At 67.4% G+C, this 12,898-nt stretch carries 13 protein-coding genes; 6 read left to right on the top strand and 7 right to left on the bottom strand.

The window, feature by feature from the left end:
• Nucleotides 1–78: 78 nt before the first annotated feature.
• A complete protein-coding gene (locus tag BLW05_RS07085) occupies nt 79–609 on the bottom strand; it encodes an OmpA family protein (RefSeq protein WP_093162114.1) in 531 nt (176 codons plus the stop codon).
• Between BLW05_RS07085 and BLW05_RS07080 the strand changes: the two genes are divergently transcribed.
• A complete protein-coding gene (locus BLW05_RS07080; RefSeq protein ID WP_256330084.1) occupies nt 589–1,383 on the top strand; it encodes a gamma-glutamylcyclotransferase in 795 nt (264 codons plus the stop codon). The genes BLW05_RS07085 and BLW05_RS07080 overlap by 21 nt on opposite strands.
• Nucleotides 1,384–1,403: 20 nt before the next feature.
• Entirely contained in the window at nt 1,404–1,943 is a 540-nt protein-coding gene (locus BLW05_RS07075) for a superoxide dismutase family protein (protein ID WP_093161362.1), read from the top strand.
• Here BLW05_RS07075 and BLW05_RS07070 read toward each other — a convergent pair.
• Nucleotides 1,930–2,508: a nucleotidyltransferase family protein gene (locus BLW05_RS07070; RefSeq protein ID WP_093161361.1), complete on the bottom strand. Its 579-nt coding sequence runs from the start codon at nt 2,506–2,508 to the stop codon at nt 1,930–1,932. The genes BLW05_RS07075 and BLW05_RS07070 overlap by 14 nt on opposite strands.
• A gap of 44 nt (nt 2,509–2,552) precedes the next feature.
• Here BLW05_RS07070 and pdxH point away from each other — a divergent pair, with 44 nt between their 5' ends.
• A complete protein-coding gene (gene pdxH / locus BLW05_RS07065) occupies nt 2,553–3,200 on the top strand; it encodes a pyridoxamine 5'-phosphate oxidase (RefSeq protein ID WP_093162111.1) in 648 nt (215 codons plus the stop codon).
• A 6-nt stretch (nt 3,201–3,206) separates the two neighbouring features.
• Here pdxH and BLW05_RS07060 read toward each other — a convergent pair whose 3' ends face one another.
• The 5 genes from BLW05_RS07060 to msrA form a co-directional block, all read right to left on the bottom strand.
• The gene (locus tag BLW05_RS07060; protein ID WP_093162109.1) at nt 3,207–4,154 is read right to left on the bottom strand and encodes an AEC family transporter; all 948 of its coding nucleotides are present in this window, start codon (nt 4,152–4,154) and stop codon (nt 3,207–3,209) included.
• A 42-nt stretch (nt 4,155–4,196) separates the two neighbouring features.
• The gene (locus BLW05_RS07055; RefSeq protein ID WP_093161359.1) at nt 4,197–4,505 is read right to left on the bottom strand and encodes an acylphosphatase; all 309 of its coding nucleotides are present in this window, start codon (nt 4,503–4,505) and stop codon (nt 4,197–4,199) included.
• 93 nt (nt 4,506–4,598) lie between these two features.
• The gene (locus BLW05_RS07050; RefSeq protein ID WP_093161358.1) at nt 4,599–6,653 is read right to left on the bottom strand and encodes a TonB-dependent receptor; all 2,055 of its coding nucleotides are present in this window, start codon (nt 6,651–6,653) and stop codon (nt 4,599–4,601) included.
• 75 nt (nt 6,654–6,728) lie between these two features.
• Nucleotides 6,729–7,115, bottom strand: coding sequence for a hypothetical protein (locus BLW05_RS07045; RefSeq protein WP_093161356.1), 387 nt, complete (start codon nt 7,113–7,115; stop codon nt 6,729–6,731).
• Nucleotides 7,115–7,666 (bottom strand): peptide-methionine (S)-S-oxide reductase MsrA, encoded by a 552-nt coding sequence (gene msrA / locus BLW05_RS07040; protein WP_093161355.1) that lies wholly within the window; start codon nt 7,664–7,666, stop codon nt 7,115–7,117. Before msrA ends, BLW05_RS07045 begins: the two co-directional genes overlap by 1 nt.
• A 121-nt stretch (nt 7,667–7,787) precedes the next feature.
• On the opposite strand from msrA, the gene BLW05_RS07035 reads away from it, so the two are divergent.
• From BLW05_RS07035 to BLW05_RS07025, 3 genes are read left to right on the top strand one after another with little or no spacing between them, the layout of a single operon-like run.
• Nucleotides 7,788–8,462, top strand: a complete 675-nt coding sequence (locus tag BLW05_RS07035) for a TetR/AcrR family transcriptional regulator (protein WP_093161353.1) — start codon at nt 7,788–7,790, stop codon at nt 8,460–8,462.
• Nucleotides 8,459–9,646, top strand: coding sequence for an efflux RND transporter periplasmic adaptor subunit (locus tag BLW05_RS07030; RefSeq protein WP_093161352.1), 1,188 nt, complete (start codon nt 8,459–8,461; stop codon nt 9,644–9,646). Before BLW05_RS07035 ends, BLW05_RS07030 begins: the two co-directional genes overlap by 4 nt.
• A gap of 14 nt (nt 9,647–9,660) precedes the next feature.
• Nucleotides 9,661–12,891 carry an efflux RND transporter permease subunit gene (locus BLW05_RS07025; protein ID WP_093161350.1) on the top strand — a complete coding sequence of 1,077 codons (3,231 nt, stop codon included), beginning with the start codon at nt 9,661–9,663 and terminating at the stop codon, nt 12,889–12,891.
• Nucleotides 12,892–12,898 lie beyond the last annotated feature (7 nt).

Genomic DNA, 12,898 nt, shown 5'->3' with positions numbered 1-12,898 from the left:
CTCCGCCGGGCCACTGGTATTGCCCCCGGCAGGGGGTTGGCGGAGCGACACGAAGTGCGCGCAGCCTGGGGGCGAGCGTCAATCGATGAGCTTGACCTCGACGCGCCGCGCCTCGGCGTTGTTGCCGCTGCCGGTGGTGATCGCGGGCCGCTCCATCTGGACCTTGTCGGGCGGGCAGCCGAGGCCGACGAGCACGTCGCGCACCATCTGGGCGCGGCGCTTGGCAAGCTCGTCGTTGAGCGCCGGATCGCCGGTGGTGTCGTGGAAGCCCGAGATCAGCGCCTTCTTGCCGCCTTCGACACCCTTGAGCACGATGGCCAGCGCCTCGGCCGCTCCGGGCGCGATGTCGGCGCTGGCTGTGGCGAAGTAGAAGTTCACCACGCCGCCCGCGACACGGATGCTCGCGCCTTCGGGGATCACGACCGTCACCGTCTCGGTCACGACTGCCACGGTCGTCGCAGGCGCCGCCGCGGCCACGGGCCGCTCTGGCACGCTGGCGTTGTGGCTCTTGAAGTAGAGCACGATGCCGATCACGAACAGGATCACCAGCGCGATCAGGCCGAGCACGAAGGCAAGGATGAAATTCTGTTGACTCTCGTCGTCGCTGATCGCAGACATGGGCGGATCTCCGTAGTTGAGGGGTCGGTAAATAATGGTGCGGTGAACCATGACCGCGAAATTGTAGGTGCCGCCCCCGAGCCGCCGAAGGGCGATCCGGGTCCTCCTGGCCTCGATCCGCTGCCGAAACCGCTGCGCGATCCCAAGCCGATGCTCGATCGCGTCATCGAGGAATGGGGCGGTCATCAGGACCTGTGGCTCTTTGGCTACGGCTCGCTGATCTGGCGACCGGACTTCGGCTTCGTCGAACGGCACCCGGCGCGCGTGCATGGCTGGCATCGCGCCCTGAAGATGTGGAGCCGGGTGAATCGCGGCACGGTCGAGAACCCGGGCCTCGTCTTCGGGCTGCTGTCGGGCGGCAGTTGCCGCGGCATGGTCTTCCGCGTGCCGGCAGCCGATGGGCTCGAGACGCTGGGCCGCCTCTGGCTGCGGGAGATGCCCACTGGCGTCTACGACCCGCGCTGGCTCGAATGCAACACGCCGCATTCCAGGGTGAAGGCGCTGGCCTTCACGCTGTCCAGGCGCAGCCCGAACTTCACCGGGGAACTCAGCGACGAGCGCTACCGCCACATCTTCGCGAGCGCGGTCGGCCGCTACGGCAGCTCGCTTGACTATGCGCATCAGACGTTGCTGGAGCTGAGGCGTCACTCGATTCATGACGCCGCACTGGCGCGGCTTATCAAGCTGGCCGAATTCCGTTTGTCGGCGGAGGCTGATAGCGAAAAGCTGCCGTCTTCGCTATACCCTCCCGAATCCCAGACCTGATCAACATTCAAGGAGTTCGCATGTCCCGTCGAATCATCGGCCTTGCCGCCATCCTCGCCGCAGCCGGCGTGCTCGCCGCCTGCGGCACCATGGGCCAGGGCGGCCCGGGAGCCACGGCCACGCTTGCACCGACCGGCGCGATCTCGCCGAATCCGACCATGGGCAAGGTGACCTTCACGCCGATCGGCAACGGCGTGCGTGTATCGGGCGAAGTGCGCGGACTCCCGCCGGGGACGGAGCATGGCTTCCACATCCACGAGAAGGGCGACTGCGGCGACAACGGCAATGCCTCTGGCGGCCACTTCAATCCCGCCGGCGGAACGCACGGCAAGTTCGCCGCACCCGGCAGCCATGCCGGCGAGTTGCCGAGCCTCGTGGCCGACGCCGGTGGCGTGGCGAAGTTCAGCGTCGAGGTGCACAGCATCTCCCTGACCGAAGGCGCCGCCAACAACGCGGTCGGCCGGGCGGTCGTGGTGCATCGCGACCGCGACGACTTCACGACCCAGCCGGCCGGCAATTCCGGCCCGCGCGTCGCCTGCGGCGTGATCACCCGCGGCTGAGCCGCTCCCGCAGCAGGGCTTCCGCGCGCCCCAGTTCTTCGGGCGTGTCGATGTCGGTGACGATGCCGACATCATCAAGTTCGAGTTCGGCAACCTGCCCCGCTTCGCGCAAGGCGCGCAGCACCGGCGCGGCCCCCTGGTTGCCCGACAAGGCGGCGAGCCGGGGACCGCACGGCGCCGCAAAGCCGACCGGATGCCCGCGCGAGCCGCGATAGCTCGGCTGTGCCGCCTGCACCGCGCCTTGCAGGGCATGCGCCACCGCCTGCAGCGTCGCCGGCTGGACCAGCGGCAGATCGGCCGGAAGGATCAGCCATCCATGTGCCTGCGGCGTCGCCCGTACGGCCGCGGCGATCGAATCGCCCATGCCGGGGTGCCCGACGTCCTCCAGATGCCAGGGGAGTCCGCTTGCACGCACGGCTGCCAGCGTGTGCTCCAGCACCGTCGCCCCGACCAGCGGCGCTTGCAGCTTGTGACCGGTGCCGCCCGCCGCTCTGAAGCGCTCGCCGCGGCCCGATGCGAGGACGATGACGGTCGGCAGAGCTGAAGATGGCGATGCGGCGTTCATGCGCCGCAGTATCTCCGCATTGCTTGCGCAACAATGGCGCCATGATGAGCTCTCCCAACGAATCGCTGGCCGCACTGCGCAAAAGCTACGAGCGTGCCGAACTCGACGAAATCAGCAGCGCCGACGACCCGCTGAAGCAATTCGAGCGCTGGCTGGCCGAAGCCATCGACGCCAAGCTGCCCGAACCGAACGCGATGACGCTCGCCACGGTCGGCGGCGACCTGCGTCCATCCACCCGCATCGTGCTCATCAAGGGCTACGACGAACGCGGCATCGTCTGGTACACCAACTACCAGAGCCGCAAGGGTCAGGATCTCGCCGGCAATCCCTTTGCCGCGCTGCAGTTCCACTGGGTCGAACTCGAACGCGTGGTGCGCATCGAGGGCCGGGTCGAGCGAGTCAGCGACGTCGAGAGCGACGCCTATTTCGCGAGCCGGCCGCTCGACTCACGCATCGGCGCCTGGGCAAGCCCGCAGAGCGAGGTCATCAGCGGCCGCGACGTGCTGGTGAAGAACGCCGCGGTCTACGCCGCCAGGCACCTGCTTTCGCCGCCGCGCCCACCGCACTGGGGTGGCTTCCGCCTCGTGCCCGATCGCTGGGAGTTCTGGCAGGGCCGCAGGAGCCGGCTGCACGACCGGCTGCGCTATCGGCTCGAAGGTGGCGACTGGCTGCGGGAACGCCTCGCCCCGTGAGGCAGCTCAGAGGCGGCCCGCAAGCGCCATCACGACCGTCAACGTGACCAGCGCGAGACCGGTCGACACCACCACGCTCGCGGTCACCAGTTCTTCCGCCGTGCGGTAGCGCTGCGAAAAGAGAAAGACATTCGCGCCGATCGGCAGCGCGGCCGCGACCACCATCACGGTCAGCGGCAACCCGCGCAGCCCGAGCACCCAGCCCAGCGCGGCGACGAGCAGCGGATGCACGAGGTTCTTGATCAGCGCCTGCACGAGCGCGGCGCGCCAGTGCATGCCCACCGGCGTCAGCGCCAGCGTGATGCCCACCATGACCAGCGCCACCGGGCTGAACGCGCCGCCGAGCAGTGCGATCGTCGTATCGATGGCATCTGGCATCCGCAAGCCCGACTGCCCGAACAGCAGACCGGCCAGGATCGGCAGCGGCACCGGATGAATGATCGCGTTGTAGAGCGCGCGCCCGACGACGCGCATCATCGGCTTGCGTGCCTCGCCGCTGCTGGCGGCCTGTTCGTGCGCCACGGCGAGTTCGAGGACTACGGTCGCGCTCGTCAGCAGCACCAGCGAATGCAGCGAAATGAGCGTGAGCAGCACCACCGTTCCATCCGGCCCGTAGGCAAGGCCGATCAGCGCGATGCCGATCATCACGGTGTTGCTGTAGGTGTTGGCCAGCGCGAGGACCGCCGCCGTGCGGTTGAAGCCGCGCCAGAGCAGCGTCCCCGCGAAGATGAGCCCCGCCGCAATGAAATACGCGGCGACCGGACGCAGGCTGAGCTGCTCCACGCGGACCGTGCTCATCGAGCGGAACAGCAGCGCAGGCGCAAGCAGCAGGAAGATCAGATTCGAGAGGTCGCGCACCGCGCCGCCGCCGACCCAGCCCCGGCGACCTGCCACGAATCCGACGGCAATGAGCAGGACGACAGGCAGGAGGGACGAGAGGACGGTCGCATTCACCGCGGCGAGCATACCCGCGCGCCAAGCCGCATCTGCGCGGGTTCAGGCCGTGGGCCGGCGCTCGAACTCGGCAAGGCGGTCGAACGGCCGCGGCACTTCCTTCACTTCGAGCGACGACACCCGCGCGCCTGGCACCCCGGTGCGCAGCCAGTCGCACATGTGCGCGATCTGGTTCGGCGAGCCCTGCAGCATCGCCTCGACCGAGCCGTCCAGCCGGTTGCGAACCCAGCCCGTGATGCCGAGCGCACGGGCATGGCGCACGCAGGCCTGTCGATAGCCCACGCCCTGCACCCTGCCGACCACCCGGATCAAGCGGCAATCGACCGTGCCAGTGTTGTCGCCTGCGTCCATCGCCCTGGGTCCTTCACGGATGAAGCGCGAGCATCGTCGAACGGGCTCGCCGCGCCAAGTTTCAAATGGTGAGCGGGCCCGCGGCAACGAGCCTCAGAAGGTCGCGCGCAGACCCACCTTCGCCGATCGCCCCGGCAATGGCACGTTCGGGAAGGCCGTCGTCGTCAGGATCGAGGTCGCGCTGTAGGCCAGTTCGTTGGTGATGTTGTCGATGCGCGCATACCAGGTGAGGTTGGCGCGTTGCACCTTCATCTTGTAGGTGAGCGAGGCGTTCCACAGCGTGTAGGCATCGGTTTCGCGATCGCCCGGCGGCACCCGGCGCTGCGCGGCGTAGTAGTCGAAGCCGAAGCGCGCGGTCCACGGGCCATTGCCATAGGCGAGCGTCGCGCCGGCACGCGCCGGCGCGATGCGCGGCAGGGGCTGGTCGGTGTTGGTGTTGGTGGCACGCACCAGGTCGCCGCGCCACTCGAGGTCCACCGTGCCCGCATCGCCCGGACGCGAGAAGCCGTCCTTGCCGAACAGGCGCCAGGTCCCGCTGGCCTCGAGGCCGGTGAAACGCGCCCGCACGCCGGTGTACGCATACTCGGGCAACGTTTCGTCGGACGCGGCCGGATTCACCTCGCCGTCCTCCCCACGCACATTGCCCGTGGCATTGAGCCCGATGTAGTTGCTGAACCGCGTGGCGTAGGCGTTGACCTTCGCATTGTTCGGCCCCGAGCGCCACTGGGCGCCGAGATCGAATCCGGTCGACTTCTCCTTCTGCAGGTCCGGGTTGCCGAGTTCCCAGGTGCCGGTCGCCACGTGCGGGCCGTTGGCGAACAGCTCGTAGTCCTTGGGTGCGCGCTCGGTGTAGGCGAGGTTCGAGGTCAACTGCCACTGTGGCGCGAGGTCGACGAGCGCGCCCATTGCCGCACTGCGCGGACTGAAGTCGCGCTCGCCGGTGAAGAAGCGCGTGACCGACGGATCGTCCGAACCGAAGGACTGCACCTTCACCCGCTCCGTGCGCGCGCCGAAGCTCAGTCGCCCCCATGAGGTGCCCAGTTCCTCGTGCAGGAACAGCGCATTGCTGCGCGTGCGGCTCGCCGGCACGAAGGCCTCCTCGCCCTCGGCGGAAAAATCGCCGGTCTCGTTGGTGAAGCCGATCAGGCCCTCCAGATCGCCGATCCTGCGATGCCGCGCCTCGATGCGGAAGTCGTCGCTCTTCTTCGTGAACACGGTGCCGGGCGCCGGGCCCTCGTACTCTGTGTGGCCATAGTCGGTGCGGCTCAGCTTGGCGTGCACGCTGCTGAAGAACCCGCCGGGACGCCATTCGCCTTCCAGCGCATAGCGGTCTGACTTCATGCGGATGGTCACGTCGTCCTCGGCCACCGTGCCGTAGGTGCTCCGGTACGTACTGGCCGATGCACCGATCCAGCCTTGGTCGAAGAACAGCGTGCCGCCGAAGGCACCGCCCTCGGCCTGGTTGGCCGAATTGCAGATCTTGCGGGCGGTGCCCGGCCGCTGCGGGTTGGCGCACGGCAGATCGATCGGCACCGAGACATCGTCCGAATCGCGGTGAAACGCATCGACGTGCAGCGCATAGCGGTTGTTGCCGCCCTCGAGCACCACGCCCCCGGATGTCTCGCGGTTGCCCGTGGCGTAGCCCAGATCCGCACGCCCGCCAAAGCCTTCGATCGGCTCGGTCGGGATGCGGTTGTCGAGCAGGTTCACGACGCCGCCTACAGCGCTGCCACCATATTGCAGCGCCGATGGGCCGCGCAGCACTTCGATGCGGTCGGTGACGAGCGCGTCGACCGGCACCGCGTGGTCGTAGCTCAGCGACGAGGCATCGGGCGCGGCACCGCCGTTCTGCAGGATGCGGATGCGGTCGCCGTCCTGCCCGCGGATGGTGGGCCGGCTGGCATTGGGACCGAAGTAGGTGCTGCCGACGCCCGGGAGACCGTTCAGGGTCTCGCCGAGCGTCGACCGCGAGCGCATCAGCAGCGCGTCGTTCGCCAGCGACGTGGTGGGCGCGATCAGGTCGCTCGCGCCAAGAGGATTGCCGGTGACGGTGACTTCACCCAGCGTGGAAGATTGGGCCCACGATGCGCAGCACGCGAGCGACAGGACGGCAATGCCCACGGCATTGCGACGGAATGGAAATGGCATGTTGAAACACTCGTTGAATCGACAGACGCAGGCCGCCACCCGCCAGGCGGGAGGCGACTGCGAACGGAAGGGGATTCAGCGAGTGGGAGGTGGGCCGCGCGCGTCGAAGAGCGCGGCCCAGCGCGCCAGCACCTCACCTTCGAGCCAGGCGAAGGTGGCGGCAGGCAGCGTCACGGGCAAGACCACGAGCGGCACGCCGATGGCGGCCGGCCCATGGGAAAGCTGGTCGTAGAGACGGCATTCCGCATCGGTGTGGTCGCCGAAAAGCGCGAACAGGCCGTGCGAAGAAGAAGGGGATGATGGAGGAGAAGAACTCGCCTTCCCGGCCAGTGCAGGATGATCGTCCGTCGCATGCACGTGCAGGGTGCGGTGCACGAGCCCCAGCGTCGCCGCGACCCACAACGCGAGCGCCAGCACGCAGACGAGCGTGCGGGTCGCGGTGGATCGGGAAACGGAATGCATCAGGCCTTGAGGTACTTCGCGAAGGTTTTCTGGAACTTCTCGACCTTGGGACCGACCACGAAGGCGCAGTACCCCTGGTTCGGGTTGTTCAGGAAATAGTCCTGGTGATAGGCCTCGGCGGTCGAGTAGTTGGCCAGCGGCTGCACTTCCGTCACGACGGGCGCGCGGTAGATCTTGCTGTCGGTGATCTCGCGGATCACCTCTTGGGCCACCTGCTTCTGCCCGTCGCTCGTGTAGTAGATGCCGCTGCGGTACTGCGTGCCGACATCGTTGCCCTGCCGGTTCAGCGTGGTCGGGTCATGCACGACGAAGAAGATCTCGAGGATTTCGTGCAGCGAGATCTCCTCGGGGTCGAACACCACCCTGACCACTTCCGCATGCCCGGTGCGCCCGGTGCAGACCTGTTCGTAGCTCGGGTTCAGCGCCTGGCCGTTGCTGTAGCCCGACTCGACGTCGACCACGCCCCGCACGCGATCGAACACCGCTTCGGTGCACCAGAAGCAGCCGCCGCCGAGGACGATGGTTTCGGTTTGCGTGGATGGGTGGGTCATGGGAACTCCGATTTTTGGCGTTGAAGACAAAGGGGCTGTGACAGGCCAAACCGGAGATTGTGGCGTCTTGACGGCAACCAAGGCCCTCACTACATTACTAACCCGCCAGTCATTAACTCCCATGCCAGCCCCCCGATTCCTCAGCGACAAGATCTGCACCGTTCGCGCCAAGCGCGAACGTCGCAAGGAAGCCCGTCCTGGCGAGTTGCTCGAAGCGGCGCTCGATCTCTTCGTCGAGAAGGGCTTCGCAGCCACCCGTTCGGAGGAAGTCGCCGCCCGCGCTGGTGTCTCCAAGGGCACCCTCTTCCTCTACTTCCCGAGCAAGGAAGAGCTGTTCAAGGCGGTGGTCGTCGAGAACCTCGCCGGCCGCTTCACGGAATGGAACCGCGAGTTCGATGAGTTCGAGGGCTCCACCATCGACATGCTGCGCTACTGCATGCGCATCTGGTGGGAGCGGGTCGGATCGACCAAGGCGTCCGGCCTCACCAAGCTCATGCTGAGCGAGGGACGCAATTTTCCCGAACTGGCGGAGTTCTATCGCCGCGAAGTGGTCAAACCCGGGCACACGCTGCTCCGGCGAATCATCCGGCGCGGCGTCGACAGCGGCGAATTCGCGCCGGTCGACGTGGACAACGCCATCTATGCCGTCATCTCACCCATGATCTTTCTGATGCTGTGGAAGCACTCCGCACCTATCTGCGTCGACGGAGAATCCGACATCGATCCCGAAAAGTACCTCGCGATCCAGACCGACATCGTGCTCAACGGGCTCTGCAAGCCCAAGGCGGCGGCATGAAGCGCTCCATCAAGTGGGTCGTCGTGGCCCTCATCCTCGTCCTCGTGATCGGCGGCGTGCTGCGCGCCATCGGTGCGCGCAGGGCGCACCAGTCGGCCGCCGCGGCCAGCGCGAAGCCGGCCGAAACCGTGATCGAGCTGTCGGCCGCCGACGTGGTCCGCGCAAAGCGGCGCGAGCTGGCCGAGACGCTCCCCGTCTCCGGCACGCTCCGGGCGGTCGACTCCGCGCAGCTCAAGGCGCGCGTGGCCGGCGAGCTCATCGGCCTCACGGTGCGCGAAGGCGACACGGTCAAGGCCGGGCAGGTCATCGCGCGCATCGATCCGATCGAATTCCATTCGCGCATGCGGCAGGCGCAGGAGCAAGCCGACTCGGCGCGCGCCCAGGCGGAAGTCGCGCAGCGCAACTACGACAACAACCGGGCGCTGGTAGACCAGGGCTTCATCTCCCGCACCGCGCTCGACACCTCGCAATCGAACCTCAATGCCGCGCTGGCGACGCATCGCGCCGCCCTCGCTGCGGTGGACGTGATGCGCAAGTCGCTCGACGACACGGTCCTCAAGAGTCCCATCAACGGACAGGTGTCGCAACGCTTTGCGCAACCCGGCGAGCGCGTGGGCATCGACGCCAAGGTGATCGAGGTGGTCGACTTGAGCCGCATCGAGGTCGAAGCCACACTGGCCGCCGCCGATTCGGTCGCCGTGCGCGTGGGCCAGCGCGCGACGCTGCAGATCGAAGGCGGCAGCGCGATCGACCCCAAGAGCGGCGAACGCAGTGTCGGCGCGACGGTGGTGCGCGTGAACCCCACGGCGCAGGCGGGCAGCCGCAGCGTGCTCGTCTACCTCGAACTCGACCGCAGCACCGGCTTCCGCCAGGGGCTGTTCGCGCAGGGTTCGATCGACGTGGGCCGCACCGACACGCTCGCCCTGCCGCTGACGGCCGTGCGCACCGACAAGCCGGCGCCTTACGTTCAGCTCGTGACCGAAGGGCGCATCGTCCACCGTCAGGTCGAGACCGGGCTGCGCGGACAGGCCAACGGCCAGGTCATGGTCGCGGTGCGCGGCATCGACGAAGGTGCCGTGGTCGTGGCCGGCAGCGTCGGCACGCTGCGCGACGGCACCGCGGTGCGCCTCGCGCCGGTGGCGGCCACCGGCGGCACGCCGGCAGCGGCCCGCACCGCGCCCTGAGCGACGAGAGCGCCATGTGGTTCACCCGCGTCAGTCTGAAAAACCCCGTCTTCGCGACGATGCTCATGCTCGCGCTGGTCGTGCTGGGGGCGTTCTCGTACCAGCGCCTCCAGGTCGATCAGTTCCCGAACATCGACTTTCCGGTGGTGGTGGTGATCACCGAGTACCCCGGGGCATCGCCCGAAATCGTCGAGAGCGAAGTGACCAAGAAGGTCGAGGAAGGCGTCAACTCGATCGCCGGCATCAACGCCCTCACCTCGCGCAGCTACGAAGGCCAGTCGGTCGTCATCATCGAATTCCAGCTCTATGTCGACGGGCGCAAGGCGGCCGATGACGTGCGAGAGAAGGTCGCGTCCGTGCGGCCGCTCTTCCGCGACGAGGTGAAGGAGCCGCGCGTGCTGCGCTTCGATCCGGCATCGCGCGCGGTGTGGTCCGTCGCGGTGTTGCCCGAAGGCGAGAAGGGCAAGCAGCCGAGCGCAGTCGAACTCACGAACTGGGCCGACCAGGTGCTCAAGAAGCGCCTGGAGAACGTCCGCGGCGTCGGCTCGGTCACCCTCGTCGGCGGCACCAAGCGCGAGATCAACATCTATCTCAATCCGCAGGCGATGGAGGCCTTCGGCGTGAGCGCCACGCAGGTGGTCGACGCGGTGCGCAACGAGAACCAGGCGCTGCCGGTGGGCTCGGTGCGCTCGCTCGAGCAGGACCGCGTGGTGCAGGTCGATGCGCGCATGGAGCGGCCCGAGGACTTCGGCCGCATCATCATCACGCGCAAGGGCGGCGCGCCGATCCGCGTGGACCAGGTCGCCACGGTGAAGGACGGCGCGCAGGAACTCGACAGTCTCGCGCTCTACAACGGCGAGCGCACGCTGCTGCTGTCGGTGCAGAAGGCGCAGGACGAGAACACCATCCAGGTGGTCGACGGCCTGACCAAAGCGATCGCCGAGATCCAGCCGCAACTGCCGGCAGGCGTGAAGCTCCAGCCCATCGCCGACGCCTCGCGCCCCATCCGCGTCGCGGTTCAGAACGTGCGCCAGACGTTGATCGAAGGCGCGGCGCTTACCGTGCTGATCGTGTTCCTGTTCCTGAACTCGTGGCGCTCGACCGTCATCACCGGCCTGACGCTGCCGATCGCGCTGATCGGCACCTTCTGGTTCATGGCGATGTTCGGCTTCACGATCAACATGGTCACGCTGATGGCGCTGTCGCTGTGCGTAGGCCTCCTGATCGACGACGCGATCGTGGTGCGCGAGAACATCGTGCGCCATGTGCAGATGGGCAAGTCGCCCTACGCGGCATCGCTCGACGGCACGCAGGAGATCGGGCTTGCGGTACTGGCGACCACGCTGTCGATCGTCGCGGTGTTCCTGCCGATCGGCTTCATGGAAGGGATCATCGGCAAGTTCTTCCACGAGTTCGGCATCACCATCGTGGCGGCGGTGCTGATCTCGATGTTCGTGAGCTTCACGCTCGACCCGATGATGTCGAGCATCTGGCACGACCCGTCGATCGACAAGCACGGCAAACGCGAGGAGCCGGTCACGTTCTATGACAAGACCATCGGCCGCGTGACCGGCTGGTTCGATCGCGCCACCGAGCGGCTGGCCGAGGGCTACCAGTCGATCCTGCGCTGGGCGCTCAAGCACAAGCTCGCGACGGTTTTCGCATCCATCGGCATCTTCGTCGGCAGCATCTTCATGGTCCCCCTGCTGGGCACCGAGTTCGTGCCGAAGGCGGACTTTTCCGAAACCACGATCAGCTTCTACACACCGGTCGGTTCCGCGCTCGAAGTCACCGAGGCCAAGGCCCGGCAGGTCGAGGCGGTGCTGCGCGAGATGCCCGAAGTGCGCTACACGCTCACCACCATCAACACCGGCGATGCCCAGGGCAAGATGTACGCGAGCATCTACGTGCGGCTGGTCGACCGCAGGGCGCGCACGCGCAGCGTCGACCAGATGTCGAGCGTGCTGCGCGAGCGGCTGCGCGCGATCCCGGGCATCACGGTCACTCACGTCGGCCTGCGAGACTCGGTCGGCGGCAACAAGCAGATCGAGTTCTCGCTGCAGGGCACCGACCTCAAGGAACTCGAGCGCCTCGCGCAGCAGGTACTGGACGCCGTCCGCCCCATCCCGGGCCTGGTCGATCTCGATACCAGCCAGAAGCCGAACAAGCCAACGGTGAGCGTCGTGGTGCGTCGCGATGCCGCGTCCGACCTCGGCCTCGGCGTGGCGCCGATCGCCGCGTCGCTTCGCACGCTGGTGGCCGGCACGACTGTCGGCAACTGGCGCGCGCCGGACGACCAGACCTACGACGTCAACGTGCGCCTCGCGCCGGAAGTGCGCAATTCGCCCGAGGACCTCGCACGGCTGCCCTTCATCAGCACCGCGATGGGCGCGAATGCCGACGGATCGAGCCGCATCGTGCGCCTCGCGCAAGTGGCGGATGTTCGCGAATCCACCGGCCCGAACCAGATCAACCGGCGCGCACTGTCGCGCGAAGTCGCAATCACCGCCAACGTCGACGGACGCTCGGCGGGCGAGGTCTCGGCCGACATCCGCAAGGCGCTCACCGGCATCGCCTTCCCGCCCGGGTACGGCTGGCAGTTCAGCGGCTCGACCAAGAACATGCAGGAGTCCTTCGGCTACGCGGTCTCGGCGCTCGCGCTGGCAATCATCTTCATCTACATGATCCTGGCGAGCCAGTTCAAGAGCTTTCTGCAGCCGCTGGCGCTCATGACCTCGCTGCCGCTCACGCTGATCGGCGTGGTGCTCGCGCTGCTGGTCTTCGGCTCGACGCTTTCGATGTTCTCGATCATCGGCATCGTGATGCTGATGGGCCTCGTGACCAAGAATGCGATCCTGCTGGTGGATTTCGCCATCCGCGCTCGCGAGCCCGGCGTCGACGACCAGGGCAACGCAGTGCCGGGTCTTCCGCGCTCGGAAGCCCTGCTGCTCGCCGCCCGCGTGCGGCTTCGCCCGATCCTGATGACCACGCTGGCGATGATCTTCGGCATGGTGCCGCTGGCCTTCGCGATCAGCGAGGGCTCCGAGCAGCGCGCGCCGATGGGCCAGGCGGTGATCGGCGGCGTCATCACTTCTTCGCTGCTGACGCTGGTCGTGGTGCCGGTCGTCTACTGCTACATGGACGACCTCGCGAACTGGGCGCGCCGCAAGTGGCACCGCCAGCCGAAGCCGGACGCCGTCACGGCGGCGTCGGAGGCGCCCCCTAAAATGGAAGGTTTGTCCTGAGCCCCAC

This window comes from Variovorax sp. YR216 (assembly GCF_900107745.1).
GTDB lineage: Bacteria > Pseudomonadota > Gammaproteobacteria > Burkholderiales > Burkholderiaceae_C > Variovorax.
Note: the sequence above shows the minus strand (reverse complement) of the source record. Positions and strands in the feature narration are given on the sequence as shown.

Bases quoted from the DNA above. Each gene is read 5' to 3' on its own strand.
- BLW05_RS07075 (WP_093161362.1), top strand. From the start codon at position 1,404: ATGTCCCGTCGAATCATCGGCCTTGCCGCCATCCTCGCCGCAGCCGGC.
- BLW05_RS07055 (WP_093161359.1), bottom strand. From the start codon at position 4,505: ATGGACGCAGGCGACAACACTGGCACGGTCGATTGCCGCTTGATCCGG.
- BLW05_RS07045 (WP_093161356.1), bottom strand. From the start codon at position 7,115: ATGCATTCCGTTTCCCGATCCACCGCGACCCGCACGCTCGTCTGCGTG.
- BLW05_RS07070 (WP_093161361.1), bottom strand. From the start codon at position 2,508: ATGAACGCCGCATCGCCATCTTCAGCTCTGCCGACCGTCATCGTCCTC.
- msrA (WP_093161355.1), bottom strand. From the start codon at position 7,666: ATGACCCACCCATCCACGCAAACCGAAACCATCGTCCTCGGCGGCGGC.
- pdxH (WP_093162111.1), top strand. From the start codon at position 2,553: ATGAGCTCTCCCAACGAATCGCTGGCCGCACTGCGCAAAAGCTACGAG.
- BLW05_RS07025 (WP_093161350.1), top strand. From the start codon at position 9,661: ATGTGGTTCACCCGCGTCAGTCTGAAAAACCCCGTCTTCGCGACGATG.
- BLW05_RS07050 (WP_093161358.1), bottom strand. From the start codon at position 6,653: ATGCCATTTCCATTCCGTCGCAATGCCGTGGGCATTGCCGTCCTGTCG.
- BLW05_RS07030 (WP_093161352.1), top strand. From the start codon at position 8,459: ATGAAGCGCTCCATCAAGTGGGTCGTCGTGGCCCTCATCCTCGTCCTC.
- BLW05_RS07035 (WP_093161353.1), top strand. From the start codon at position 7,788: ATGCCAGCCCCCCGATTCCTCAGCGACAAGATCTGCACCGTTCGCGCC.